Source organism: Streptomyces sp. NPDC053474, assembly GCF_044544845.1.
Lineage (GTDB): Bacteria > Actinomycetota > Actinomycetes > Streptomycetales > Streptomycetaceae > Streptomyces.
The window spans coordinates 375,260-401,425 of the sequence record NZ_JBITXV010000005.1; the positions used below are offsets into that span (position 1 = coordinate 375,260).

Sequence of the window (26,166 nt, forward strand, 5' to 3'; positions counted from 1 at the left end):
CTGACCGGGACCGGGCGGGGCCCACGCGTCCTGGTGGCCACCGCGGTCCCCGCCGAGCGGGACGCGGTGGCCTCAGGCCTGTCCGCCGGGGCCGACCCCGCGGGCGGCGCGGGCCGCGTGGACGTGCTCGCCGTCGGTGTCGGCCCCGCGGCCGCCGCCGCGGGCACCGCGGCCGCGCTCGCCACCGCCGCCGCGCACGGCACGCCGTACGGCCTCGTGGTCTCCGCCGGAATCGGCGGCGGTTTCCCGCCGGACGCGCCGGTGGGGTCGCTGGTCGTCGCCGACGCCGTGACCGCGGCCGATCTGGGGGCCGAGACGGCCGACGGCTTCCTGCCGGTCACCGAGCTGGGCTTCGGCCGGGTCACCTACGAGCCGCCGGACGCCCTCGTGCGGGAGCTCGCCGCCGCGACGGGCGCCGCGACGGGCACGGTCCTGACGGTGTCGACCGTCACCGGTTCCGCCGAGCGCGCGGCCGCGCTGCGCGCCCGCCATCCGCGTGCGCTCGCGGAGGCGATGGAGGGCTTCGGCGTCGCCGAGGCCGCCGCCGTGCACGGCCTTCCCGTGTGCGAGGTGCGCGCGGTCTCGAACCCGGTGGGCCCGCGTGACCGGGCCGCCTGGCGCATCGGGGACGCGCTCGCCGCGCTCACCGGGGCGTTCGGGAAGTTCGCGCCCGTACTGGAGAGTTGGAACAGGCATGACTGACACCACCCCCGAGGCCCTGCGCATCGCGTACTCGCCCTGCCCCAACGACACCTTCGTCTTCGACGCCTGGGCGCACGGCCGCCTTCCGGACGCGCCCGCGCTCGACGTGACGTTCGCGGACATCGACATCACCAACGGCATGGCCGAGCGCGGCGAGTTCGACGTGCTCAAGGTGTCGTACGCCGTGCTGCCGTACGTCCTCGACGAGTACGCGCTGCTGCCCTGCGGCGGCGCCCTCGGCCGTGGCTGCGGACCGCTGGTGCTGACCCGGGAGCCGGGGGTCGACCTGAGCGGCAAGACGGTCGCCGTGCCGAGCGAGAGGTCGACGGCGTACCTGCTGTTCCGGCTGTGGGCGGCGGACGTCCTTACGGACGGCGTCGGGGAGATCGTCGTGCTGCCCTTCGACCGGATCATGCCCGCCGTGCGGGACGGCGAGGTCGACGCGGGCCTCGTCATCCACGAGGCGCGCTTCACGTACCAGAACTACGGCCTGCACCGGCTCGCCGACATGGGCGAGCACTGGGAGGCCACGACGGGCCTGCCGATCCCGCTCGGCGCGATCATCGCGAAGCGGTCCCTCGGCGAGGACGCGCTGCGCCAGCTCGCGGCCGCCGCCCGGGCGTCGGTGCGCGCGGCCTGGGACGACCCCGAGGCCTCGCGCCCCTATGTCCTGGAGCACGCGCAGGAGATGGACCCGAAGGTGGCCGACCAGCACATCGGCCTGTACGTCAACGAGTTCACCGCGGACCTGGGCGAGGACGGCTACGCCGCGGTGCGCGGGCTCCTGACCCGCGCCGCAGCCGAGGGCCTGGTACCGGCCCTGGCCCCGGGGGCCCTGGCGTTCCCCTGATCCTGGGGGCTCCTGATCCTGGGGGCTCCGCCCCCAGACCCCCGCTCCTCAAACGCCGGAGGGGCTGGAAATCCAGCCCGTCCGGCGTGCCATGAGGTCCTGTCACACGTCCAATTGGTCGGCCACCGCGCGCAGCAGTCCCGCGATCTTCGCGCCCGAGGCCTTGTCGGGGTAACGCCCCTTCTCCAGCATCGGGGTGATGTTCTCCAGGAGGGTGGTGAGGTCCTGGACGATCGAGGCCAGTTCGTCCGGCTTGCGGCGCTGCGCCGCGGCGACCGACGGCGTCGGGTCGAGAAGCGTCACCGAAAGGGCCTGGTCCCCCCGCTGTCCGGCGACCACGCCGAATTCCACGCGCTGGCCGGGCTTGAGTGTGTCGACGCCGTCGGGCAGTACGGAGGAATGCACGAAGACGTCGCCGCCGTCGTCGCGGGAGAGGAAGCCGAAGCCCTTCTCGCTGTTGAACCACTTGACCTTGCCGGTAGGCACGTGAAGTCCTCGTCCTCGTACTAGTCGTCGTATCGGCGGCACCGCGCCGCCTTCGGCGTGGACCCTCACGGTCCCGTCCGCCGGGCGAAAACGGCTCTGGATAGCACTACAGCGGGTCGCACGACCCGCCAGCACCAAGACTATTGGTCCCGGGGCCGGTGACAAGACGTCCCCGGTTTCTTCCTTCGCGCTGGGAACTACCCTGGTCCGGTGCGTGACAAAACCCAAGCGAATTCCACCGGACCGGGCGACGGCCTCGTGCGGATTGGCGCGATCGTTTTCTTCGTCGGTGCCGTGGCCACGCTGGTCACGGTGGCTCCGCTGTTCCTCGGCGGTGACCCATTCCCACCCGTCGCCTATGCGGTGTGCATGCTGATGGGCGTGGGTTTCCTCATCGCCGGGGCAGGCGTGTTCAGGTCCATCGCCGTGCAGCGACGTCAGGCCAGGTCAGCGGCGGGCCCATCGGCCACGTGAGCCGCGAGCCAGGCCGGGAACTGGCTCAGATCGTCGAGTACGACGTCGGCACCCGCCGCGCGCAGTTCCGCTGCGTCGCACGGCCCGGTCGCCACCGCTACGGAGAGCGCGCCCGCCGTACGCGCCCCGCGTACGTCCCCGGTGTGGTCGCCGACGTACACGGACGCCCCGTACTCGTGCAGGGCCTGCGCCTTCCGCTCCGCCCACAGGTTGCCGACCACGGCGTCCGCCGCGATGCCGAGGTGCTCGATGTGGAGCTTGGCGTTCGGTTCGTACTTGGCGGTCACGACCACCGCGCGGCCGCCCGCCGCGCGCACCGCGTCGACGGCCGCGCGGGCGCCGGGCAGCGCGGGCGTGGCAGCGATCGCGTATGTGGGATACATCTCACGGTAGAGCTCCGCCGTCGCCGCGACCTCGGTGGCCGGAAACCAGTGGGCCAACTCCTGTTCGAGGGGCGGCCCGAGGCGGGTCACGGCCAGGTCCGCGTCCACGTACGTACCGGTCCGCTCGGACAGCGCCACGTAACAGGCGTGGATGCCGGGCCGGGAGTCGATCAGGGTCATGTCGAGGTCGAAGCCGACGGTGAGCGCGCCGCCGTCCCGGGTGGTCCGTGCAGTCCGTGAGGTCATGGCGCCCATTGTGCCGGGGGGCCGCGGGCCCGGTCGGGGTGGCCGGACCCCCTTATGCTTCTTAGCCAAGCCTTACCAATCTTCACCCCGCTCTTCGGCGGCCCCGCGCCGCCCTCGTCCTGCGAAACGAGCCAGCCGATGCGTGTGAACGCCAGACGCGCCGTCGTGATGACGGCGGCCGTCGTGGCCCTGCTGCTCGCCGTCCTGTTCAGCCTCGCCGTCGGCGCCCGCGCGATCGCGCCGTCCGCGGTCCTCGACGCCCTGCTGCACGGCGGGCACAGCGACGCCGCCGAGGTGGTCCGCGAGATGCGCGTGCCGCGCACGGTCCTCGGCGTCATGGTCGGCGCCGCGCTCGCCGTCGCGGGCACCGCGCTCCAGGGCATCACCCGCAACCCCATCGCCGACCCCGGCATCCTCGGCATCAGCCAGGGCGCCTCGGTCGGCGTGGTCGTCGCCATCGCGTACGCGGGCACGCACACCCTCACCGGATACGTCTGGTACGCCTTCACCGGCGCGGCCCTCGCGGCCGTCGCCGTCTACGCGATCGCCGCCAGCGGCCGGGGCGGCGCGACCCCCGTCAAACTCGCCCTCGGCGGCGCCGCGATCAACGCCCTGCTCGTCTCCGTGACCACGGGCATCCTCACCACCCGGGCGTCCGCGCTCGACGAGTTCCGCTTCTGGCAGGTCGGCGCGCTCTCCGGGCGCGAGGCCGCGATCGTCGGCCAGACCTGGCCGTTCCTGCTCGCCGGGCTGCTGCTCGTGCTTTCCGTCGCCCGCGGGCTCGACGCCCTCGCCCTCGGCGAGGACGTGGCCAAGGGCCTCGGCCAGAACGTCGCCCTCGTCCGCGTCGTGGGCGGCCTCGGCGCCACCGTCCTGACCGGCGTCGGCGTGGCCGCCGCCGGGCCCATCGCCTTCATCGGCCTCGCGGTCCCGCACATCGCCCGCGCCGTCATCGGCAGCGACCACCGCTGGGTGCTTCCGCTCGCCGCCCTCCTGGGGCCCGTGATGCTCCTCGTCTCCGACACGGTGGGCCGGATCGTCTTCCCGCCGAGCGAGGTCCCCGCGGGTGTGATGACCGCCCTGATCGGCGTCCCGTTCCTGGTGACCCTCGTCCGCAGGAAGGCGGTGGCGGCATGAGTCTCGATTCCCCTCCCGTCGCCCCGCCGCGGGTGCGTCCCGCCGGGTACGCGGTCGTCCGCCTGGGCCGGGCCACCTTCCTGGCCCACCGCAGAGCCACGGCGGTGGCCACCGCCCTCGCGCTCCTCCTCGCCGCCGCCTGCCTCGCCTACCTCTGCGTCGGCGAGACCTACGTCCAGCCCGTCGAGGCCCTGAAGGTCGTCTTCGGGCGGCCCTCGGCGGACGAGCTGGTCGTGGGCACCCTCCGCGAACCCCGGATGACGGTGGGGCTGCTCGTCGGCGCCGCCTTCGGGGTCGCGGGCGCGCTCATCCAGACCGTCGCCCGCAACCCCCTGGCCAGCCCGGACATCATCGGGATCAGCCAGGGCGCGAGCGCGGTGACGGTCGCCGCGATGACGTTCGGGCTCACCTCGTACACGGTCCTGCCGTATCTGTCCGTGGCGGGCGGCGTCGCCGCCGCGCTGCTCGTGTACGCGTTCGCGTGGCGCGGCGGCCTGCACGCGACGCGGTTCGTGCTGATCGGCATCGGCTTCGCGATCGCGCTGCGGTCCGTGACCACCCTCTTCATGACGAAGGGCGACTACCTCGTCGCGCAGCAGGCGCAGATCTGGATGACCGGGTCGCTGAACGGCCGCGGCTGGCCGGAGGCCGAACCCCTCGCCCTGACGCTGCTCGTCCTCCTGCCGTGCGTGGCCTGGGCGGCCCGCGCCCAGCGCACCGTGTCGATGGACGACGACACGGCGACCGCGCTCGGCGTGCGGCTCGGCCGGGTGCGCACCGGGCTCGTGCTGCTCGGCGTCGTCCTGGCGTCGGTGGCGACCGGGGCCGCGGGGCCCGTCGACTTCGTGGCGCTGCTGGCCCCGCAGATCGCCCGGCGCCTGACCAGGACCGCGCAGATCCCGCTGGTCAGCTCGGCGCTGCTCGGCGCGCTCGTCGTCGTCCTCGCCGACCTGCTGGCCCGGCGGCTCTTCTCGCCCACCGAGCTGCCGGTGGGCGTCCTCACGGCCGCCGTCGGGGCGCCCTATCTGATCTGGCTCATCGTCCGCAGCCGTTCCGTCCGCAATGGAGGCACCGCGTGAGCGCCCCCGCAGGCGCGCGCCTGACCGCGCGCGAACTGACCCTCGCCTACGAGGACCGTACGGTCGTGCACGCGCTCGACCTCGCGATCCCCGACGGCGCGGTGACCGTCGTCGTCGGCCCGAACGCCTGCGGCAAGTCGACGACGCTGCGCGCGCTCGGACGCCTTCTCAAGCCCAAGGGCGGCGCCGTCCTGCTCGACGGCGAGGAACTGGCGAAGCTGCCGACGCGGCGCATCGCCCAGCGGATCGGGCTGCTCCCGCAGACCCCGGTCGCGCCCGAGGCCATCACCGTCGCGGACCTGGTGGCGCGCGGCCGCCAGCCCCACCAGCGGTGGTGGCAGCAGTGGTCGGACGCCGACGAGCGGGCCGTCACCGAGGCGATGGAGCGCACGGACGTGGCCGGGCTCGCCGAGCGGGCCGTCGACGAGCTGTCGGGCGGGCAGCGGCAGCGCGTGTGGATCGCCATGGCCCTCGCGCAGGAGACCGAGCTGCTGCTGCTCGACGAGCCGACGACGTACCTGGACATCTCCCACCAGGTCGAGGTCCTGGACCTCGTACGGCAGTTGAACCACGACCGGGGGCGGACGGTCGCCGTCGTCCTGCACGACCTGAACCAGGCCGCCCGCTACGCCGACCACCTCGTCGCCATGAAGGAGGGGCGGGTGGTCGCCGAGGGCGCGCCGCGCGACGTCGTGACCGCGGAGCTCGTGCGGGACGTGTTCGGCCTGGAGTGCGTGGTCGTCCCCGATCCGGTGACGGGCTCGCCGCTGGTGGTGCCGGGCACCCCGTGGCGGCCCCCGGCCCCGCAGGACCGCCCGGCGCCCGACGCCCGTCCCGCCCTCGCAGACCGTCCAGCCCCCGCAGACCGTCCGGCCCCCGCAGACCGTCCGGCCCCGGAGGACGAGAAGCCCTCCCCCGACGAAAGGCCCTCCTCATGAACCGCAGCCCCCGCCGCCGCGTCCGTACCGTGGGCGCCCTCGCCGTGACCGGCGCGCTCGCGCTCGCCGGGTGCGGTTCGTCCGACGACGACAAGGACGCGGACTCCGGCGACACGCACGTCGTGAAGACCGCCATGGGCGACGTGAAGGTGCCCGTGGCGCCCGAGCGGGTCGTCGTGCTCGACACCGCCGAGCTGGACTCCGCGCTCACCCTCGGCGTGAAGCCGGTCGGCGCCACGCACACCGACGCCTCCGGCGGCGGCTTCCCGGGCTATCTGCCGAAGGACGAGCTCGCGGGCGTCAAGGACGTCGGCGAGATGATGAACCCGAACCTGGAGGCCATCGCCGGTCTGAAGCCGGACCTGATCCTCACCTCCAAGATCCGCCACGGCGCGAAGTACGACCAGCTCAAGCAGATCGCGCCGACCGTCATGACGGAGACCACCGGCTACCCCTGGAAGGAGAACTTCCGGACGCACGCGGACGCGCTCGGAAGGAAGGCCGCGGCGAAGAAGGCCGTCGCCGCCTACGACGCGCACGTCAAGGAGGTCACGGCGGCGATCGGCGGCCCGGCGAAGGCCAAGGCCACCGAGGTCAACGTGGTGCGCTTCGTCCAGGGCGCCGACATCCGCATCTACGGCGAGCAGTCGTACATCGCCACGATCCTCAAGGACGTGGGCCTGGGCCGCGCGCCCATCTCCCAGAAGGCCAAGGACGGGTTCTCGTACGACGTGAGCCCCGAGAAGATCGACCTCGCCGACACGGACGTCATCTTCCAGTCGACGTACGGCGATCCGAAGAAGGCCAAGCAGACGCAGACCGTGAACAGCGGCCTGTGGAAGAACATGAGGGCCGTGAAGTCCGGCAACGTCCACGTCGTCAACGACGAGCTGTGGATCCAGGGCATCGGCTACACGGCCGCCGACAAGATCCTGGACGAGCTGAAGGCGGACCTGACGAAGAAGTAGCGGCCGCCCCGCGCGGCCACTCGGCCTTGCCGCGCGGCTACTCGGGCTTGCTCCGCTGCGACCTCCACACGAGGAACAGCGCGGAGGCGACGGCCGCCGCCCGGACCACCCACGGCCAGGTCTCCTCGACCGCCGCGTTCATCTGGCCCTTGGCGATGGGCTCGCCCCACTTGCCCTGCGACCTGCCCCACAGCCAGGCGATGCCGCCCGCGATCGTGAGCGCGGGCACGGCGATCACCGCGGCCTTCTTCTCGGCCGGGCTGAGCTTGCGCGAGAACCAGGCGACGACCCAACCGCCGCCGAGCGCGAACCAGTTGCCGATGACCGCGCCGACGACGAGCGCGGCGGCGGCGAGCAGCAGGACCGGGTTGCTGAGGGACCGGACACCGGCGAGCACCCCGGCCCCGGCGGAGCCGTCCGGAACAGGCTCTTCCGCGTCGGGGGCTTCCTTGCCGGGAGCCTCCTCGGCGCCCTTGAGGGCAGGGCCGCCCTTGGTCAGCGGTGTCCTCCTGGCGGGCGGCGCGTCCTTCGTCAGGAGCGGGAGTATGCCGAAGCGGCGGCGGCGCTCCTCGTCCGGCGCGGCCTCCTCCTCGTCCTCGGCCTCGGCTCCCTCGGCGTCCTCCCCGTCCTCGGGCTCGTCCTCCTCGCGCTCCGTACCGGCCCCCTTCTTCTCCAGGTCCGTGGGCGGCCGTCGCAGCATCTCGGGGATCTCCACCCCGCCCACGAACCCGTACACGGTGTGCGCGCCCTCCTCCGGGACGCGCTCCACCCGCCACCAGTCGGGTTCCAGGTCCGGTGCGCTGTCGCCGAGTTCGTCGGTGCCCGCGAGGTGCGGCGGGGCGGGGCGGGGCGGCTCGGGGCGCGGCGGCTCGGCCGCCCGGCGCGGGCGCGGCACCACGCGGCGCGGGCGCTTGGGCTCGGGCGCGGCGGGCGCGGGCGCGGCGGGCGCGGCAGGCGCGTCCGGGGTCTCGGCCGGGGTGTCGGCCGCCGCGGTGACCAGCTCGTCCGGGGAGCCGATGCGGTCCAGGATGCGCCGCACCGCGGCGGGGCTGTCGGCGGCCTTGGCGCGGCGGCGGTCGATCTCGCCCCGGAGTTCGGACACGAGCCGCATGCGGGCGGCGGACGACAGCTGGCGCTGCTGCGCGAGGTCGCCGACGCGGCTCAGGTAGTCGAAGACGAGCTGGTCGCTCTCGATCCCCACGAAGTTCCCTCCGGGGCTGCGGTGTTGAGGTGGGCCCGGACAACGAAGTTACCGCGTCGCCGTGACCCGGCAGGTCACGGCCCCTGGGCGGCGGGCTCCGGCGTCAGTCGTCGGCGAGCTCCGCGACGCCCGTGACGCGGTGCAGCGGGTAGGTGCGGACCTCGTCCGCCGTGTGGTCGTACGCGGTGACGAAGCCGCCCTCGACCCGGACCGGCGCGATGACGCGCTGGCTCGCCGCGCCTTCGGCGTTGACGTAGCCGATCCACAGGGCCTCCCCGGTGAGGACGGCGGCCTGCACGGTGGCGAGGGTCTCGGCGGACGTGGTGCGGGGCAGTTCGCCGGTCGCGGCGGGCGCCGCCTTGCGCGGGGTCGTGGAGGCGAGGTCCCCGGCGCGGATGGCGCGTACGGCGGCGTCGATGAGCGTGGCGTCGGGCAGCGGCGGCCCGTCGGGAACCGGCTCGGGGGCGGTGCGCGGCGGCGTCCGGTGGCTGTGCGCGCGGGTGATCAGGACGTCGCCCTCGGCGCTCTCGGCGGCGGGCGCGAAGCCCATGGCGCGCAGCCCTTCGAGGAGCGTGGCGGGGTCGGCCTGGGCGGCGAGCACGGTGCCCGCGAGCCGCCGGAGCCGCAGCCCGTGGGCCCGCTTGTCCGCGAGGATCTCGTCGAGTACGCCCTCGTCGTCGCACCGCACGTACGCGGAGGCGGCGCCGACGCGCAGATGGCCGTGCCTGCGGGCCACGTCGTCGATGAGGTACGCGAGGGGCTGCGGGACGGGCGTACGGGAGTGCGCGGCGAGGAACGCGTGCAGGTCGGACGCGCTCTGCCCGGTGTCGAGCGCGCGGCGCACGGAGCCCGGCGTGAACCGGTAGACGGTGGCGCCGCCCTTGGACTCCACGTCGGCAAGCACGGCGAGGGCGTCCGCGAGGGGGCGTCGCAGCGGCCCCGGGGCGACCGCGGTGAGGTCGGCCTGGAGCAGCACGTGGTCGAGGGGTTCGGGGAGCAGCGGGGCGAGGATCCGGGCGGCCTCGGCACCGGCGGCGGCGCGCTCGGCGGCGGACGGGGGCGCGCCCTGCGCGAGGGGGTCCGCGGGGGGCCGCCCGGCGAGCAGCGCGCGGCCGTGGGCGGCGAGCGCCCCGCGCCCGGTGACGCCGAGGAGCTCCGCCTCGGCCAGCGTCCACCGGGCCAGGCGGGCCCGCGGCTCGGTGGGGCCGCCGCCGGAGGGGCGCTCCCAGCGCAGCCGGTCGAGCACGGACTCCTCGGCGGGCGCGGCGCCTTCGGGCAGGTCGGCGAGGAGGGTCAGGACGCGGTGGCGCACCTCGGGCGCGGCGGAGCGGTCGAGCCCCGGGCCGAGCGCGGACAGGGTGCGGTCCTTGCTGTCGCGCCCGCCGACGAGGCCGGGGGTGCGGGTGGCCTCGTACCAGGCGGTGGCGAGCCGGGCCCAGCGCTCGGCGGCGGGCAGCTCCTGCCAGCTGTCGTAGGCGGGGGTCGCGGCGTAGCGCTCGTCGGCCTCGCCGTCGGCGGCCAGGAGCCCGGCGGCGTAGGCCAGTTCGACCCAGAACGCGGCCTGGGGCTCCGCCACGTCCAGGGCGACGGCGGTCCGCTTCAGGTCCCGGACGCTCAGGCCGCCCGCGCGCAGGACGGCGGGGCCGCCCTCGTCCCAGTCCTTGAGCAGCTCCTCGACGGTGGCGAGCGCGGTGTAGGCCTGCCCGGCCGCCGTCGCGTCCACCACCTGTGGACGGTGTTCGCGCGCGACCTCCACCGCCGGGGGCGACGGTTCGAGGACGCGGTGGGCGCGGCCCCCGCGCAGGTGCAGCGCGGCCTCGCGGGGCAGGACGACCGTGCCCGGCGCGGTCGGGAGCAGCAGGCCCCGGTCGAGCAGCCACCGCAGATGGGGGGCCGGGTCCGCGGTGACCTGCCCGTACGGCGGGCCCCACACGAGCCGGGACAGGACCTCGACGGACTCGGCGGGCGCCTCGTCGAGGAGGCGGGACATCCGCTGCTGGTCGGTGAAGAGCGCGGTGAGGGACTCCACGGCCGACACCGCGTCGTGCGTGGAGGCGAGCCCGGCGGCCGTGACGACGCTCTGCACCCGGCCCGGCGACATGCCCGCCGTGGCCTCCGCGACCGTCGGGCCGAGCCCCGTCGGCGAGGGCCGCTGCGGTGTCGGCGCGAGCAGTTCGCGCGCGGTGCGCACCAGGCGCAGGCGGCTCTCCGCGCCCCAGACGAGCGCCTGCCCGCGCAGCGTCGTCAGGGCCCGGTCGACGGCCTCGCCCGGCGCGGGCGCGAGCAGCCCCGCGAGTTCCTCGTACGACGCCGGGTCCGGGGCCACGGCCAGGGCCTCGGCGGCCTGCTGCGCGAACCGGTCGAGGCGTTCCAGGGCACGTACCACCGACGCCCGCGTGCCCGCGCGGGTGGCCAGCTGCGTCAGGTCGTTGGGCACGGGGCTGACGAGGTCGGGCCGGGATCGCAACAGCGCGACGAGCGTCGCGTCGTCGCTCGCCCGGAGGGCTTCCGCAAGGGAACGGGGGGCTTCCGGGGTACTCATCCTGGCAACGGTAGCGGGTCACCGGCGGGCGCCGGTGTGCCGTGCCGTACGCGCCCCGGCGGGCGAGCGGGGTCGCGCGCCCCCACGGGCGGCCGGGGGCGGACCCATCATTAGACTGGCTAGAACGTTCTTTCTAGAAAGGTGATGGCAGCTCCGGTGTCCGAGTCCCGCCCGCACGCCCTGTTCTCCTTCGGCACTCTCCTGGACGAGCACGTCCAGACGACCCTGTTCGGCCGGGCCGTGCCCAGCTCCCCCGCGGCCCTCGCCGGGTACGCGACCAGGCCCCTGACCATCACCGACCCGGACGTCATCGCCACCAGCGGCCTGGACGTGCACCTGACCCTGGAGCGCCGCGTCGGCGCCGAGGTCGAGGGCGCCGTCCTCCGCCTGACCGACGCCGACCTCGCCGCGGCCGACGCCTACGAGGTCGACGACTACGTGCGGCGGCGGGTCCTCCTCACCTCCGGCGAGAGCGCCTGGGCCTATCTCGACGCGCGGCCGCTGCGCCCGGCCGCGCGCATCGTCATCGTCGGCGACAGCATCGCCTACGGCCGCTGCGACCCGTACGGCGGCTGGGCCGCGCACCTGGCGTCCGCCCACATCGCCGCGGACGAGAGCGCCCACCGCGTCTTCAACCTGGCCATCCCCGGCAGCACCCTCGCCGACGTCGCCGCGCAGACGCCCGCGCTCCTCGCACCCCGGCTGCCCGACACCCTCCTGGTCGCCGCTGGCATCAACGACTCCGCGCTGCCCGGCGGCCTCGACCGGCTCGCGGACCACCTCGGCACCCTGGCCGCCGCGGCCCACGCCCACAACGCCCGGCTCGTCGTCGCGGGCCCCCTCTGGCTCGACGAGTCCAGGACCGCCGACTACGAGGGCCTGTGCTTCACCGAGGCCCGCGCCCTCCAGCTGCGCGAGGACCTGCGCTCCTGGTGCGCCGCGCACCACATCGACTTCCTCGACCTGTGGCACCCCCTCCACACCCGCCCCGACCTCCTCACCGACGGCCTCCACCCCACCCCCGAGGGCCACAAGACCCTCTCGGTCCACCTGACCACCCTGACCGGCTGAACCCGGAGTCCCGCGAGCGACCGCTGAGATGCGTCATCCTTACGTCCGGGAAGGGCGGTACAGGCGAACGGGAGGGGCATCGTGGGCAAAGCATCGAGGAAGAAGCGGGAACGGCTGGCACGGCGAACACCCCCGGCCGCCGCAGCCCACGGCACGGGCAGGGGTGACCCGCGAGCTGTAGGCGAGCAGGCACTGGAGCGGCTGCTGCGCTCCAACAAGCCGGGGAAGCTAAGCCTGGCCGGTGCCTATGCGTTCGGTTACGCGGGGCTGGGGTTCGCCCAGCAGGAGGGGACCGATCCGGACTGGTGGCAGGAGACCGACCCCTTGGACGTGCTCTTCCTGGGCACGGCCTGGCCAAGGAACTTCCGTGACGAGTTCGAGTTCGCCAACGCGCGTGACGCGTGGCTGCGCCTGTTACGAGGCACAGTGCACGGGAAGGGCATCCTGCGCTTCGTCCGTGAAGCCGTCTCGGCGAGCGAAGAACTGGGTATCCCGGTGGACGACGGAGAGCTGTTGCTGGCGCTCGTCGGTCGACTTGAGGCGGCCGGACTCGACGAGCGCCGTCTGCCCCGGCGACTGCTGCCCGATGCGGCCCTCCAGGGCTGCCGCGCGGTCTTCGGACCATCTCCGGAGCTGCGGTTCCCGGAGCCGCCGAAAGACGCGAAGAAGCGGGTCAGGCGGTTCTGGAAGGCCATGGAAGAGGATGTGTGGCCTGATGGCACACCTCAAGGCATCCTCTGCGACGGGCTACGTCGATTTCATGAGGCCGGGCTGCCAGTGCAGGAGGAATCCGGGGCGCTGCTGCCGGCTTTGTACGCGGCGCTCATGGCAAAGCCCGGTGAACCTCTGGAGGACATGGGCGAGCACGCCTCGATGTGGGCGCTCTCCCTGGACGAGGCATCGCCGCTGGTACCGGTGCTCGATGTCCTCCTTGTTGCTCCCGGGCTTGAGATGTCCGTCTCCGAGACCCTCGGTTGTCTCTTCGCCATGCCCGCCTTCACCGAGCCGATCCCCTCCGAGGCCCTCCTCTGGACCAGTTCTCCCGGTCTTGCCCTACCGCGCCTGGCCTTCGAGCTGGGGATCTCCAAAGTGTCCATGCAAGGAACAGTGGTCACGCCGGACCTACTGGACTGGGCGGGCATGCACACCAGAATGCGCCTCAACGCCGCCCGCCTGAGCGCTGCCGACCTCGACGAGCCGGACGACATCGACGACACGGACAGCTCGCAGGACGAGCCTGACGAGCGATGGACCGAGCGCCGTGAAGCCGTGCGCGATGCGGTGCTGCACAAACTCCGCAAGAAGTCCCGTGAGGCTACGGGACCGCAGCATCACGCCGAACGCGCGGGCGAACGCATCTGGAACGCGGACGGTAGCTCCGTGATTCGGATGTCCCCCAAATTACAGAACGATCTAGAGCGTCAACTGGAGTTCTTCCGAGAGAAGTTCGGCCGAGAGCCGGGGCCCGGCGACCCGGTGTTCTTCGATCCCGATGCCGACGAACCCACCCGCCTCACCAGGGAGCACTTCGACAACAAGTTGTTGGAGATGGCAGGGCGCGCGGCCGAGATCGGAATCGACCCCGCGTTCCTCCACGCCTGGCGTGAGGTCGGATACGTGGTCACTGAGGAGAACAGAAGCCTGTTCACCATGGCCGAGGTCCTCGCCTTCAGCAGGGCCGTCACCCGACACCAGCAGGCCGGGGCATGACCGACAGAACCGAGAACCACATCAGCGGAGGAGTCTTCTTCGGCTTCGTCGTCCAGGGGCAGACCGTCACCTTGACGCTGCCGGACCGCCCGGACCCCGCGCTCGCCGGACTTCCCCGACGGTCGACGACCTTCGCGGGGCGCCGCGCCCAGATGGAGCAGGTCCTCACGGTCATGGCACCGGCAGCGCCGGGCGAGATGGCCAGTACCGTGGCGGTCACCGGGTTGGCGGGGGTGGGCAAGAGCGAGTTCGTGCTCCAAGCCGCCCACCGAGCGCTACGGGAAGAAGGCTGGTTCTCCGGCGGGGTCCTCTTCGCCGACCTGCACGGCTACGACGCCAAGCGCAAGGTATCCCCGAAGAGTGTGCTCGGTACCTTCCTTCGGGCGCTCAGCATTCCCCCGGAGCACATTCCTCCGGGGATCGAGGAACGCGCTCTCATGTACCGCTCTGCGCTCGGCGCCCTGGCTGCCGCCGGGCGACGCGTTCTGGTCGTCCTGGACGACGTACCCCCCACAGACAAGATTCGCTACCTCTTGCCCGGCGATGGGAGTACGGCCACGCTCGTGACCTCACGGCACTCCCTTGCGGATTTGGACGCCCTAACGCTGACGTTGCGGGAGCTTTCCCTAGAGGAAGGGCGAGAACTGCTGGGCGACGCTCTCCGTACCGCTCTGCCTGAAGACGCGAGGGTGGATGACGAGGTCGCCGAGGCCGACCAGCTCGTCAAGCTGTGCGGCGGCCTGCCACTGGCCCTCCGCATCCTGGTGTCCTTGCTCGTGGACGTGCCGACCCGCCCTCTGTCCGACCTGTGCCGGGACTTGAAGGACGCGCACTCGCGACTCCCCATGCTGAGCCGCGAGAACCGGGCTGTGACCGCAGCGTTCGACCTGTCCTATCAGAGGCTCACCAAAGAGCAGGCCAAGCTCTTCCGGCTGATGTGCCTGCATCCCGGGGCGGACTTCTCCACCGAAGCCTCGGCGCAGCTGTACGGCCGGAGTGCCAAGGACACCGAGCAGCTCCTGCTGGCCCTGGCCCGTAGGCATCTGGTCGAAGCACGAGAACCGTACGGCCGCTGGCAACAACACAGTCTCGTGCGTCTCTACTCCTGGCAGCTGCTCCAGTCGGGCAACGACTCTTGGGGCGAAGGGCTCATGAACCTGTTCGTCCATTTCCACGAGATGACCACCCTGGCCTGCGAAAGGCTCTTCGCCCCCGCGGAACCGCACTCAAGGGCGGAGCCTCGATTCGCTGATCGAGCCAGTGCGCTGCGATGGCTCGAGGCTGAGCGACGCACACTGGTCGCAGCGGCCTCCTGGGCCCATCAGGTCGGCGACGATCTGACGTGCGCGGCCCTGGCGGGGCCCGTCGCGCAGTTCCTGACGGAGATGCGATACCTGGAGGACGCCAGGCAGGTATTGACCGCAGGCGTCAGATCGAGCCGAAGGGACGGGGACAGCTACCGCGAAGCCGGTCTGCTGAGTTCACTCGGTGTAGTGCTTCGGGACATGCGCAAACTGCGGAAGTCCGTTCGTGCGCACTACAAGGCCATCAAGATCTGCCGTCGGCTGAAGAAGCCCCAAGCTCTGGCCGGCGCCCTGAACAACCTCGGACTGTCGCTCCACGAGCAGCGTGAATTCGAGCGGGCCGTAGCGGCCCACACCCAGGCGGCACAGCTGTTCAAGCGTGCCGGTGACCGGAGTGGAGTAGCGAGCGCTCTGAGCAACACCGGCGAGACCTTGATCGAGATGGGCCGTCCAGAGGAAGCTTCCCGCGCCTTCCGTAAGGCTGCGAAGATCTTTCAGACCCAGGGTGACCTGCGTAGTTGCGCCCAGGCTCTGGGCGGCCTGGCCAAGGTGACGCGCAACGCCGGAGAGGCCGAGCGAGCCGTGGAGTTGCACAAGCGTGCGCTCGACATTGCCGATGGCCTGCTCATGCCCCACGACAGAGCAGTCGAGCTGTCCAATCTCGCCAGCGCACTACTCTCCATCGGAGAGCCCGAAGCAGCCCTCACCGCACAACGTGAGGCCCTGGACATCTTCCGCCGCCTGGGAAACCGCCACGGCGAAGCGATGATCTTGGGCAATATGGCCCAGGTACGGCAGGCACAGAACAAGTGGCACAAGGCCACACGGCTGCACACCCTCGCTCTGGAAGTGTTTCTCGACGCCAGAGACGATCACGGCTTGGCAACCGAGCTCAAGAACCTCGCCCACGCGCTCTTCCGGCAAGGCCACAACACCGAGGCCCTGCAGAACCTGGAGCTGGCTGCCGATCTGTATCACCAGACCGGCGATACGCCGGGCTCCATCGAGGCGCTCGACCTCGTCGACCAGGTGCGAAAGCGGACCGGAGGCGTCATGCGCCCCGCTGAGAGCCGCATGTGATCGCTCGCGCATGCGGCACACTGGAGGTTTGGCCGCCCGGCTGATCTCCAGCAGTGATCGCAGCAGAAAGGGCCCTGAGAGTCGTGAACGGACCCCTCATCGTCCAGTCGGACAAGACGCTCCTGTTGGAGGTCGACCACGAGCGGGCCGACGCCTGCCGTCGTGCCATCGCGTCGTTCGCCGAGCTGGAACGCGCCCCGGAGCACATCCACACGTACCGCGTGACGCCGCTCGGGCTGTGGAACGCGCGGGCGGCGGGGCACGACGCCGAGCAGGTCGTGGACGCCCTCGTGGAGTTCTCGCGGTATCCGGTGCCGCACGCGCTGCTCGTCGACGTCGCCGAGACGATGGCCCGCTACGGCCGCCTCACGCTCAGCAAGCACCCGACGCACGGCCTCGTGCTCACCACCACCGACCGGCCGGTCCTGGAAGAGATCCTGCGGTCGAAGAAGGTCCAGCCGCTCGTGGGCGCCCGGATCGACCCGGACACGGTCGTCGTGCACCCCTCCGAGCGCGGCCAGATCAAGCAGACGCTGCTCAAGCTGGGCTGGCCCGCCGAGGACCTCGCCGGGTACGTCGACGGCGAGGCCCACAAGATCGACCTCAACGAGGACGGCTGGGCGCTGCGGCCCTACCAGCGCCAGGCCGTCGAGGGCTTCTGGCACGGCGGCAGCGGCGTCGTCGTGCTGCCCTGCGGCGCGGGCAAGACCCTCGTCGGCGCGGGTGCCATGGCCGAGGCGAAGGCGACCACGCTGATCCTCGTCACGAACACCGTCTCCGCCCGCCAGTGGAAGCACGAGCTGATCAAGCGCACCTCGCTCACCGAGGACGAGATCGGCGAGTACAGCGGTACGAAGAAGGAGATCCGGCCCGTCACGATCGCCACGTACCAGGTCCTGACGACCAAGCGGAAGGGCATCTACCCGCACCTGGAGCTCTTCGACTCCCGCGACTGGGGGCTGATCCTCTACGACGAGGTGCACCTGCTGCCCGCGCCCGTCTTCAAGTTCACCGCCGACCTCCAGGCGCGGCGCCGCCTCGGGCTCACCGCGACCCTCGTCCGCGAGGACGGGCGCGAGTCGGACGTGTTCTCGCTGATCGGGCCCAAGCGCTTCGACGCGCCGTGGAAGGAGATCGAGGCGCAGGGATACATCGCGCCCGCCGACTGCGTGGAGGTGCGCGTCAACCTCACCGACAGCGAGCGGCTCTCCTACGCCACCGCGGAGGCCGAGGAGAAGTACCGCTTCTGCGCGACGACGGCCACGAAGCGGAAGGTGACGGAGGCGATCGTCCGGAAGTTCGCGGGGCAGCAGATCCTCGTCATCGGCCAGTACATCGACCAGCTGGACGAGTTGGGCGAGCATCTGAACGCGCCCGTGATCAAGGGCGAGACGTCCAACGCCCAGCGCGAGAAGCTCTTCGACGCCTTCCGCGAGGGCGAGATCTCCGTGCTCGTGGTGTCGAAGGTCGCCAACTTCTCCATCGACCTGCCGGAGGCGACCGTCGCCATCCAGGTCTCGGGCACCTTCGGCTCGCGGCAGGAGGAGGCCCAGCGCCTCGGCCGCGTGCTGCGCCCGAAGGCCGACGGCCACCAGGCGCACTTCTACTCCGTGGTCGCCCGCGACACCATCGACCAGGACTTCGCCGCGCACCGCCAGCGGTTCCTGGCGGAGCAGGGGTACGCGTACCGCATCGTCGACGCGGAGGCGCTGCTCGCGGAGTGAACCGGGGCTCGACGTCAGCGGCGGCGGACGCCCGCCTCCTCCGCGTACTCCCCGAGGACGACGACGCCGACGACGGCGCCCATGAAGACCTTCGCGGCGCGCAGGGCGTCGCCGACGCGGTGCGGGCGGTGGGCCTCGGAGACGGCGGTCGCGCCGTCGGCGCGGCGCGGGCCGCTGGAGGGGGCGGACAGGGACGCGGGGGTGATGACTGCGCTGCTCATGTCTCCATGGTCGTTCCCGGGGCGCCCGCGGACATCGGCCTGCGGGTCTAACCGTCCGTGTCCACCGGTACGACTCCGGGCCCGCGCCCTCTACACCTCCGGATGGACGGCGACCCTGAGGCCCGTCTCAGGGATGAGTCAGGGTTCGGCTTCCGGACCAGGAAATCCGTTGGTGCCGCTCCCTGCGGCTCACCTAGGATTCCTCCTTCCCCCGTCACCGGAGGCAGCCCCCGTGAACGCCGTATCCGCCGACCCGCTCGCCCGCGAGCGGGCCCATCTGACGTCCTCCCGCGCCGCGCTGCGCGCCATGCGGGAGGACGTCGAGGCCCTGGACATCCGCGACGTCACCGCGAACTGGGTCAACGCCGAGGTCCTCCAGGGCCAGATCGACGACCGGATCAAGGCCCTCGCGGACCTCGCGCACACCCCGCTGTTCTTCGGCCGCCTCGACTACGCGCACGCGCCGGGGGCCGAGGAGGCCGAGGGAGCCGAGGGCGAGCGGTTCTACATCGGGCGGCGGCACGTGCACGACGCCCACGGCGACCCCATGGTCATCGACTGGCGCGCCCCCGTGTCGCAGCCGTTCTACCGGGCGTCCAAGAAGGACCCGATGGACGTCACGCTGCGCCGCCGCTTCGGGTACACCGGCGGCGAGCTGACCGCGTACGAGGACGAGCACCTCACGGACGCGACCGAGGCCGAGCAGGTCAGCAAGCTGCTCCAGGAGGAGATCGAGCGCCCGCGCGTGGGCCCGATGCGCGACATCGTGGCGACGATCCAGCCCGAGCAGGACGAGATCGTCCGCGGCGGGCTCGCCGGTTCGGTGTGCGTGCAGGGCGGCCCCGGCACGGGGAAGACCGCGGTCGGCCTGCACCGCGTCGCCTACCTCCTCTACGCCCACCGCGAGCGGCTCGCCCGCACGGGCACGCTCGTCATCGGGCCGAACCGTTCCTTCCTGCACTACATCGAGCAGGTCCTGCCCGCGCTCGGCGAGCTGGAGGTCAAGCAGGCCACCGTCGACGACCTGGTGGCGCACGTGGAGGTGCGGGGCACGGACGACCCGGCCGCCGCCCTGGTCAAGGGCGACGCCCGCATGGCCGAGGTGCTGCGGCGCGCGGTGCGCTCGCACGTCACGCCGCCCACCGAGGGCGTCGTGGTCGTCCGCGGCTCCCGGCGCTGGCGCGTACCGTCGTACGAACTCGACGACATCGTGCGGGAGTTGCAGGCCCGCGACATGCGCTACGGCGCGGCGCGCGAGGCGCTGCCGCAGCGGATCGCGCACGCCGTGCTCGTCCAGATGGAGCGGTCCGGGGAGGCCCCCGACGACCGCGTGCAGGACGCGGTGGCCCGCAACGCGGCGGTGAAGGCCGCCGTCAAGGCGATCTGGCCGCCGGTCGACCCGGCGAAGCTCGTGCACCGGCTGCTCGCCGACGCGGAGTTCCTCGCCGCGCACGCCGAGGGGATCCTCTCGGAGGAGGAGCAGCAGGCGGTCCTGTGGGCGAAGCCCGCGCGGACGCCGAAGAGCACCAAGTGGTCCGCAGCGGACGCGGTGTTGATCGACGAGGCCTCGGACCTCGTCGCCCGCACCCACTCCCTCGGCCACGTCGTCCTCGACGAGGCACAGGACCTCTCCCCCATGCAGTACCGCGCGGTGGGCCGCCGCTGCACGACCGGCTCCGTCACCGTCCTCGGCGACCTGGCGCAGGGCACCACGCCGTGGGCGACGCCGACGTGGGCCGAGGCGCTCGGCCACCTGGGCAAGCAGGACGCGGTGGTGGAGGAGCTGACCGCCGGTTTCCGCGTGCCGCGCGAGGTCATCGCGTACGCGTCACGGCTGCTGCCCGCGATCGCGCCTGGCCTGACGGAGGTCGCGTCGGTCCGTGAGTCGCCGGGCTCCCTGGAAGTGCGCGAGGTCGCGGCCGACGGTTTGGACGCGGCGGTGCTCGACGCCTGCGCCGCGTCGCTGCGGCGCGAGGGGTCCATCGGCCTCATCGCGGCGGACGCGCGGATCGCCGCGCTCGCCGGGGCCCTGGACGCGGCGGGCGTCCCGTACCTCTCGCCCGGCGAGGAGACGACCGCCGAGGCCCGGCTCACCCTCGTGCCCGCCTCGCTGGCCAAGGGCCTTGAGTACGACTACGTGGTGCTCGACGAGCCCGCCGCCGTGGTGGCCGACGAGCCCGACGAACGCACCGGCCTGCGCCGCCTGTACGTGGCCCTGACCCGAGCCGTCTCGGGCCTCACGGTGCTCCACACCGGGGCCCTGCCCCCGGCCCTGGGCTGACGCCGGGGCTCAGGCGTCGACGGCCGCGCGCCAGGTGGCCACGGACTCGGCCGACAGGGCCCGGCCCCACCCGTGGGGCCGGGCTGCGCCGCCGATGTGGAAGGCGTCGAGCCCCGCCGCCTTCAGCCGCGCGAGGTGTTCGAGCCGGAGCCCGCCGCCCACGAGGATGCGCGGCTCGTACCCGGGCTCCCCGGCCCGCGCGGCCTCGCCCACCAGCGTGGGCAGCCCCTCGTCGACGCCGCCCGCGGCCCCCGCCGTGAGGTACGTGTCGAGTCCGGGCAGGTCCGCGAGCTGCTTGCGCAGGGCGTCGCGGTCGGCGGCCCGGTCGATGGCGCGGTGGAAGGTCCAGCGGCAGCCGTCGAGCGCGTCGACGATTGCCTCGACGGCGGCCAGGTCGGCCCCGCCCGCCTCGTCGAGGAAGCCGAGGACGAACTCGTCGGCGCCCTCGGCGCGCAGCTCGCGCGCCCGGCGCACCAGCTCGTCGACGTCCCCGGCCGCGAAGCCGTCGGCGACGCGCAGCATGACGCGCAGGGGGATGTCCACGGCGGCACGGATCGCGGCGAAGTCCGCGCGGGACGGCGTGAGGCCGTCGGCGGCCATGTCGGTGACCAGTTCCAGCCGGTCCGCACCTCCGGCCTGGGCCGCGATCGCGTCCTCGGCGTCGAGGGCGATCACCTCCAGGAGTGCGCGCTTGCTCATGGGTGCCTTCCTTCTGGCCTTCTGTGGGGCCGACGTCGTATCGGCGGGCACCACAGAAACACAGGTCTAGTCCAATTACCAGGGTACGCGCAGATCACCCCGGCGCGCGGCGGAGGCGCACCGGGGTGATCAAGCCATACGGGCTCGGATGGGTCAGCTCAGTGGCTGGAAACCGCGCAGCCGCAGGCTGTTGCCGACCACGAAGACCGACGAGAAGGCCATGGCCGCGCCCGCGATCATCGGGTTGAGCAGGCCCGCGGCGGCCAGCGGCAGCGCCGCCACGTTGTAGGCGAAGGCCCAGAAGAGGTTGGACTTGATGGTGCCGAGGGTCTTGCGGGAGAGCCGGATCGCGTCGGCGGCGGCGCGCAGGTCACCGCGGACCAGCGTCAGGTCGCCCGCCTCGATCGCGGCGTCCGTGCCCGTGCCCATCGCGAGGCCCAGGTCGGCCCGGGCGAGGGCGGCCGCGTCGTTGACGCCGTCGCCGACCATGGCCACCGAACGCCCCTCGCCCTGGAGGCGCTTGACGACGTCGACCTTGTCCTGCGGCAGGACCTCGGCGATGACGTGCTCGGGGGCGATGCCGACCTCGGCGGCCACGGACGCGGCGACGGCCTTGTTGTCACCGGTGAGCAGGATCGGCGTGAGGCCGAGCTCACGCAGCCGGCGGATGGCCTCGGGGCTGGTCTCCTTCACCGCGTCGGCCACTTCGAGCACGGCCCGCGCCTCGCCGTCCCAGGCGACGGCGATGGCGGTGCGGCCCGCCGCCTCGGCCGCGTCCTTGGCCTCCTTCAGCTCCGCGGGCAGGTGGATCACCCACTCGGCGAGCAGCTGCTCGCGCCCCACGAGCACCGCGTGGCCCTCGACGACGCCCTGCACGCCGAGCCCGGCGACGTTCGCGAAGTCCTCGGGCGTGGGCAGCGCGCCCACCTCGGCGGCCGCTCCGGCGGCCACGGCCTGGGCGATCGGGTGCTCGGAGGCGTGCTCCAGGGCGCCCGCGAGCCGCAGGACGTCCGCCTCGTCGGTGCCCTCGGCGACGTGCGTGGCCAGGAGGGTCATCTTGCCGGTGGTGACGGTGCCGGTCTTGTCCAGGACGATCGTGTCGACGCGGCGGGTGGACTCCAGGACTTCGGGGCCCTTGATGAGGATGCCGAGCTGAGCGCCGCGCCCAGTGCCGACCATGAGCGCGGTCGGCGTGGCCAGGCCCAGGGCGCACGGGCAGGCGATGATCAGTACGGCCACGGCGGCGGTGAACGCGGCGGTGAGGCCCACGCCGTTGCCGAGCCAGAAGCCCAGCGTGGCGACGGCGAGCGCGATGACGACGGGCACGAAGACCGCGGAGATGCGGTCGGCCAGGCGCTGCGCGGCGGCCTTGCCGTTCTGCGCGTCCTCGACGAGCTTGGCCATCCGGGCCAGCTGCGTGTCGGCGCCGACGCGGCTCGCCTCGACGACCAGTCGGCCGCCGACGTTCAGGGTCGCGCCGGTGACGGCGTCGCCCTCGCCGACCTCCACGGGCACGGACTCGCCGGTGAGCATGGAGGCGTCCACGGCGGAGGCGCCCTCGACCACGCGCCCGTCGGTGGCGATCTTCTCGCCGGGCCGCACGAGGAACCGGTCCCCGACCTTCAACTCGCTAACTAGAACGTTCTTTTCAGTCCCGTTACGAAGGACGGTGACGTCCTTGGCGCCCAGTTCGAGCAGCGCCTTCAGCGCGGCTCCGGCCTTCCGCTTCGAGCGGGCCTCGAAGTACCGCCCGGCGAGGATGAACGCGGTGACGCCCGCCGCGGCCTCCAGATAGATGTTCCCGGCGCCGTCGGTGCGCTGGATGGTCAGCTCGAAGGCGTGCGTCATGCCGGGCTCCCCGGCCGAGCCGAAGAACAGCGCCCACAGCGACCACAGGAACGCGGCCGACGTGCCGACCGAGATCAGCGTGTCCATCGTGGCCGCGCCGTGCCGGGCGTTGGTGTACGCCGCCTTGTGGAAGGGCCAGGCGGCGTACGTCACCACGGGCGCGGCGAGGGTCAGGGACAGCCACTGCCAGTACGTGAACTGGAGGGCGGGGACCATCGCCATGGCGATGACGGGCACGGACAGCAGGACGGCGGTGAGAAGGCGCTGCCGCAGCGGCCGCAGCGCGGCGTCCTCGTCCTCGGCGTCCGGCGCTCCCCCGCCTCCCTCCTCCGCGCGGGGCGGCGCGGGTTCTTGCGCGGTGTACCCGGTGGCCTCCACGGTGGCGATCAGATCGGCCACGGCGAGGTCGTCGCCCTCGAAGCTCACCTTCGCCTTCTCCGTGGCGTAGTTGACGCTCGCCTCGACGCCGTCCATGCGGTTCAGCTTCTTCTCGATGCGGGCCGCGCAGGAGGCGCAGGTCATGCCGCCGATGGAGAGTTCTACCTGCGTAGTGGACATGTCCTCTGCTCCTCGTGACGCGCTCTGCCCGGGGTACCCGGGGCCGGTATGCCTGACGAGGCTCATTTATACCCCCGGGGGGTACCGAAAGCAAGAAGGGATCACGGCTTGACTTCATACCCCCTAGGGGTATTGTCGGAGGCATTCAGCGACCCCGTCACAAGGAGCCGACGCCATGAACACCGGACTGAAGATCACCGCCTTCGCCGCAGCCGTCGCGGCGACGTTCGGCACCACGTACGCGGTGGGCGCGAGCGTCGACACGGTGGGCAAGCCCGTGGCGCACACCGAGGAACACGGTGAGAAGACGGCGAAGGGCGACCCTCCGAGCGCGGGCGGGGACCACACCCCGGGCGGCCTCCAGATCGCGGCCGACGGTTACGCCCTGGACCTGAGGACCCCGCGCGCCCGGGCGGGCGACCGCACCGACCTGCGCTTCAGGATCCTGACGGACTCGGGCCGCCCCGTGACCCGGTACGCCGAGGACCACGGCAAGGAGCTGCACCTGATCGTCGCCTCACGCGACCTGACGACGTACCGGCACCTGCACCCCACCCGGGCCGCCGACGGCACCTGGACGACCCCCGCGACGCTGCCGAAGGCCGGGGACTACCGCGTCTTCGCGGACTTCAGGCCCGAGCGGGCGAAGGAGAAGGTGACCCTCGGCGCGGACCTGGCGGTGACGGGCGCGTACGCCCCCGCGCCCGCGCTGAAGCCGTCGTCCACGGCGAAGACCGCGGGCGGCTACGAGGTGCGCCTGGACGGCGCCCTGACCCCCGGCGAGCCGGGCGAACTGACCCTGCGCGTCACCCGCCGGGGCAAGCCCGTCACCGACCTCCAGCCGTATCTGGGCGCGTACGGCCACCTGGTCGCGCTGCGCTCCGGCGACCTCGCCTACCTCCACGTCCACCCCAACGGCGAGCCGGGCGACGGCACGACGAAGCCGGGCCCGGAGGTCTCCTTCACGGCGACGGCGCCGAGCGCGGGCACGTACCGCCTGTTCCTGGACTTCCGGCACGAGGGGAAGGTGCGGACGGCGGCGTTCACCGTACGGGCGGGCGGGGGCGAGGCCCGGCACGAGGACACCGGCGGCCACGGCCACTGAGCCCCGCCGCCCCGGATCCGGCCCCGCCTGCCTCAGCCGAAGATCGTCAGCTCGCCCTCCGTCGCGCCCGCCAGCTCGTACCGGGCGTCCCCCAGCGGCCGTCCCGCGTAAAGGCGGATCAGCGTCGGCGCGTCCCCGATGTACCGCGCGGGCGGCCTGCGGCCGTCGCTCACGCCGAGGATCAGCGGCTCGTCCAGGCCGTCGACGTCGGCGTGCAGCGGCAGCGCGGCGCGCTGCCTGCTGAAGGCCGCGAGCAGCGGAAGCGCGTCACCGAGGCCCGCGCCGCCGTAGGCACCGGGCAGCCCCCACGCGTCCCGTACGTCACCGGCGTGCACCCACTCGCCGAGCGCGACCCCGTCGAACAGGCCCTTGCCCGCGGCGATGGCGGCGCCCGCGTTCGTCATGCCGTGCTCCAGCTCGTCCACGACGCGCGCGACGGGCCAGTCGGCACGCTCGGCGATGTCCCGGTCGTTGCCCTCGGCGGTGAACACGCCCTCGTCGAACCGGCTCTCGATCACCCGGGTCAGCGCGGCCGCGCAGTGGGCGAGCACGTGGCGGACCGTCCAGCCCGGGCAGCAGGTGGGCACGGCGAACGCGGCGTCGTCCGCGGCGCGCAAGAGGGGTATGAGGGCGTCGCGTTCGGTACGCAGGAGTCGGCCGGGGCGGTCGGATTCCAACGCCGCGCCGGGCGTCGAGGGCTCGCTCGTCATGTCGGCCACCCAACCCCCCCGACCGCCACTTGGCAACGCCCCCACACCGTCTCTTCCCCCCACCCACGGGCAAGCCGCAAGGTCGGGGCCGGGGCCAGGTCACTGGGACAGGAACGGGTGGGCGGGTGGGAGAGGCCCCGCAGGGGAGGGCCTCGCAGGAGCGGGGGCGGCGTGGAGGGCCGCGTAGGGTCGGGGCATGGCCACCCTCCATGACGCGCTGCGCGCCCGCTGGTGCCGGACACTCGCCGAGGCCCGCCAAGGGCCCGCGGCCCCGGCCCCGGAACCGTACGCGGACAACCTCCTGGCCCGCTGGGCCGAACCGCACCGCCGCTATCACACGATCACCCACCTCACCACCGTCCTGGACCACATCGACACCCTGGAACAGCACGCGGACGCCCCGCACTTGGTGCGGCTCGCCGCCTGGTTCCACGACGCCGTCTACGCCCCGGACCGCTCGGAGAACGAGGAGCGCAGCGCCCGCCTGGCCGAGCGGGCCCTGCCGGAGGCGGGCCTGACGGACGAGGACACCGCGGAGGTGGCCCGCCTGGTCCGCCTCACCGTCACCCACGACCCCGCCGAGGGCGACCGCGACGGCGAGGTCCTGTGCGACGCGGACCTGGCGATCCTGGCCGCGTCCCCGGACGCGTACGCGGCGTACGCGGCGGCGGTCCGCGAGGAGTACGCCTTCGTCCCGGACGAGGCGTTCCGCCAAGGCCGGGCGGACGTGCTGCGCCAACTCCTGGCCCTGCCGAGGCTGTTCCGCACCCCGCACGGGGCGGCGCACTGGGAGGCCCCGGCGCGCGAAAACCTGTCGGCCGAACTGGCGCTCCTCACGTAGCCTCGCGC

22 protein-coding genes are annotated in these 26,166 nt (G+C 72.9%); 14 read left to right on the top strand and 8 right to left on the bottom strand.

Annotated features, from left to right (window positions below; all coding sequences use genetic code 11):
* Positions 1–702, top strand: coding sequence for a futalosine hydrolase (locus ACIG3E_RS14505; protein ID WP_399615822.1), 702 nt, complete (start codon positions 1–3; stop codon positions 700–702).
* On the top strand, positions 695–1,552 hold the full coding sequence (locus tag ACIG3E_RS14510) for a 1,4-dihydroxy-6-naphthoate synthase (protein WP_399615490.1): 858 nt from the start codon (positions 695–697) through the stop codon (positions 1,550–1,552). The genes ACIG3E_RS14505 and ACIG3E_RS14510 overlap by 8 nt, the downstream gene beginning before the upstream one ends.
* Positions 1,553–1,654: 102 nt before the next feature.
* Here ACIG3E_RS14510 and ACIG3E_RS14515 read toward each other — a convergent pair whose 3' ends face one another.
* Positions 1,655–2,038 (bottom strand): cold-shock protein, encoded by a 384-nt coding sequence (locus ACIG3E_RS14515; RefSeq protein ID WP_030363393.1) that lies wholly within the window; start codon positions 2,036–2,038, stop codon positions 1,655–1,657.
* 210 nt (positions 2,039–2,248) lie between these two features.
* On the opposite strand from ACIG3E_RS14515, the gene ACIG3E_RS14520 reads away from it, so the two are divergent.
* Positions 2,249–2,512 (top strand): hypothetical protein, encoded by a 264-nt coding sequence (locus ACIG3E_RS14520; RefSeq protein ID WP_138960378.1) that lies wholly within the window; start codon positions 2,249–2,251, stop codon positions 2,510–2,512.
* Here ACIG3E_RS14520 and ACIG3E_RS14525 read toward each other — a convergent pair.
* A complete protein-coding gene (locus ACIG3E_RS14525; protein ID WP_399615493.1) occupies positions 2,476–3,141 on the bottom strand; it encodes an HAD family hydrolase in 666 nt (221 codons plus the stop codon). The two genes, ACIG3E_RS14520 and ACIG3E_RS14525, sit on opposite strands and share 37 nt — an antisense overlap.
* A 138-nt stretch (positions 3,142–3,279) precedes the next feature.
* Here ACIG3E_RS14525 and ACIG3E_RS14530 point away from each other — a divergent pair, with 138 nt between their 5' ends.
* Genes ACIG3E_RS14530 through ACIG3E_RS14545 form a run of 4 tightly spaced genes read left to right on the top strand, consistent with a single transcriptional unit; the run spans position 3,280 to position 7,263 of the window.
* Positions 3,280–4,278, top strand: coding sequence for a FecCD family ABC transporter permease (locus ACIG3E_RS14530; RefSeq protein WP_399615496.1), 999 nt, complete (start codon positions 3,280–3,282; stop codon positions 4,276–4,278).
* Positions 4,275–5,357 carry a FecCD family ABC transporter permease gene (locus tag ACIG3E_RS14535; RefSeq protein ID WP_399615498.1) on the top strand — a complete coding sequence of 361 codons (1,083 nt, stop codon included), beginning with the start codon at positions 4,275–4,277 and terminating at the stop codon, positions 5,355–5,357. The genes ACIG3E_RS14530 and ACIG3E_RS14535 overlap by 4 nt, the downstream gene beginning before the upstream one ends.
* A complete protein-coding gene (locus ACIG3E_RS14540) occupies positions 5,354–6,295 on the top strand; it encodes an ABC transporter ATP-binding protein (protein WP_399615500.1) in 942 nt (313 codons plus the stop codon). Before ACIG3E_RS14535 ends, ACIG3E_RS14540 begins: the two co-directional genes overlap by 4 nt.
* Positions 6,292–7,263 (top strand): ABC transporter substrate-binding protein, encoded by a 972-nt coding sequence (locus tag ACIG3E_RS14545; RefSeq protein WP_399615502.1) that lies wholly within the window; start codon positions 6,292–6,294, stop codon positions 7,261–7,263. The genes ACIG3E_RS14540 and ACIG3E_RS14545 overlap by 4 nt, the downstream gene beginning before the upstream one ends.
* Before the next feature lie 37 nt (positions 7,264–7,300).
* Here ACIG3E_RS14545 and ACIG3E_RS14550 read toward each other — a convergent pair whose 3' ends face one another.
* Together ACIG3E_RS14550 and ACIG3E_RS14555 are read right to left on the bottom strand one after the other, a co-directional pair.
* On the bottom strand, positions 7,301–8,464 hold the full coding sequence (locus ACIG3E_RS14550) for a hypothetical protein (protein ID WP_399615504.1): 1,164 nt from the start codon (positions 8,462–8,464) through the stop codon (positions 7,301–7,303).
* Positions 8,465–8,567: 103 nt separating this feature from the next.
* A complete protein-coding gene (locus ACIG3E_RS14555; protein ID WP_399615506.1) occupies positions 8,568–11,006 on the bottom strand; it encodes a helicase-associated domain-containing protein in 2,439 nt (812 codons plus the stop codon).
* Between the two features lie 156 nt (positions 11,007–11,162).
* On the opposite strand from ACIG3E_RS14555, the gene ACIG3E_RS14560 reads away from it, so the two are divergent.
* The 4 genes from ACIG3E_RS14560 to ACIG3E_RS14575 all read left to right on the top strand — a co-directional run bounded on the left by ACIG3E_RS14560 (position 11,163) and on the right by ACIG3E_RS14575 (position 17,895).
* Positions 11,163–12,077, top strand: a complete 915-nt coding sequence (locus ACIG3E_RS14560) for a GDSL-type esterase/lipase family protein (protein WP_399615508.1) — start codon at positions 11,163–11,165, stop codon at positions 12,075–12,077.
* A gap of 81 nt (positions 12,078–12,158) precedes the next feature.
* Positions 12,159–13,787: a hypothetical protein gene (locus tag ACIG3E_RS14565; protein WP_399615510.1), complete on the top strand. Its 1,629-nt coding sequence runs from the start codon at positions 12,159–12,161 to the stop codon at positions 13,785–13,787.
* Positions 13,784–16,171, top strand: coding sequence for a tetratricopeptide repeat protein (locus tag ACIG3E_RS14570; RefSeq protein ID WP_399615512.1), 2,388 nt, complete (start codon positions 13,784–13,786; stop codon positions 16,169–16,171). Before ACIG3E_RS14565 ends, ACIG3E_RS14570 begins: the two co-directional genes overlap by 4 nt.
* A gap of 83 nt (positions 16,172–16,254) precedes the next feature.
* Positions 16,255–17,895, top strand: coding sequence for a DNA repair helicase XPB (locus tag ACIG3E_RS14575; RefSeq protein ID WP_399615514.1), 1,641 nt, complete (start codon positions 16,255–16,257; stop codon positions 17,893–17,895).
* 14 nt (positions 17,896–17,909) lie between these two features.
* On the opposite strand, the gene ACIG3E_RS14580 is transcribed toward ACIG3E_RS14575, so the two are convergent.
* On the bottom strand, positions 17,910–18,116 hold the full coding sequence (locus ACIG3E_RS14580) for a hypothetical protein (protein WP_171075778.1): 207 nt from the start codon (positions 18,114–18,116) through the stop codon (positions 17,910–17,912).
* A gap of 133 nt (positions 18,117–18,249) precedes the next feature.
* Between ACIG3E_RS14580 and ACIG3E_RS14585 the strand changes: the two genes are divergently transcribed.
* Complete coding sequence (locus ACIG3E_RS14585) at positions 18,250–20,397, top strand: HelD family protein (RefSeq protein WP_399615517.1); 2,148 nt, start codon at positions 18,250–18,252, stop codon at positions 20,395–20,397.
* A gap of 9 nt (positions 20,398–20,406) precedes the next feature.
* On the opposite strand, the gene ACIG3E_RS14590 is transcribed toward ACIG3E_RS14585, so the two are convergent.
* Positions 20,407–21,096 (bottom strand): copper homeostasis protein CutC, encoded by a 690-nt coding sequence (locus ACIG3E_RS14590; RefSeq protein ID WP_399615519.1) that lies wholly within the window; start codon positions 21,094–21,096, stop codon positions 20,407–20,409.
* A gap of 153 nt (positions 21,097–21,249) precedes the next feature.
* On the bottom strand, positions 21,250–23,502 hold the full coding sequence (locus ACIG3E_RS14595) for a heavy metal translocating P-type ATPase (RefSeq protein ID WP_399615521.1): 2,253 nt from the start codon (positions 23,500–23,502) through the stop codon (positions 21,250–21,252).
* Between the two features lie 175 nt (positions 23,503–23,677).
* On the opposite strand from ACIG3E_RS14595, the gene ACIG3E_RS14600 reads away from it, so the two are divergent.
* A complete protein-coding gene (locus tag ACIG3E_RS14600) occupies positions 23,678–24,607 on the top strand; it encodes a hypothetical protein (protein ID WP_399615523.1) in 930 nt (309 codons plus the stop codon).
* 32 nt (positions 24,608–24,639) lie between these two features.
* Here ACIG3E_RS14600 and ACIG3E_RS14605 read toward each other — a convergent pair whose 3' ends face one another.
* Positions 24,640–25,317: a maleylpyruvate isomerase family mycothiol-dependent enzyme gene (locus ACIG3E_RS14605; protein ID WP_399615525.1), complete on the bottom strand. Its 678-nt coding sequence runs from the start codon at positions 25,315–25,317 to the stop codon at positions 24,640–24,642.
* Positions 25,318–25,513: 196 nt separating this feature from the next.
* Here ACIG3E_RS14605 and ACIG3E_RS14610 point away from each other — a divergent pair, with 196 nt between their 5' ends.
* Positions 25,514–26,158 (top strand): hypothetical protein, encoded by a 645-nt coding sequence (locus ACIG3E_RS14610; RefSeq protein WP_399615527.1) that lies wholly within the window; start codon positions 25,514–25,516, stop codon positions 26,156–26,158.
* The last annotated feature ends 8 nt before the right edge of the window (positions 26,159–26,166 follow it).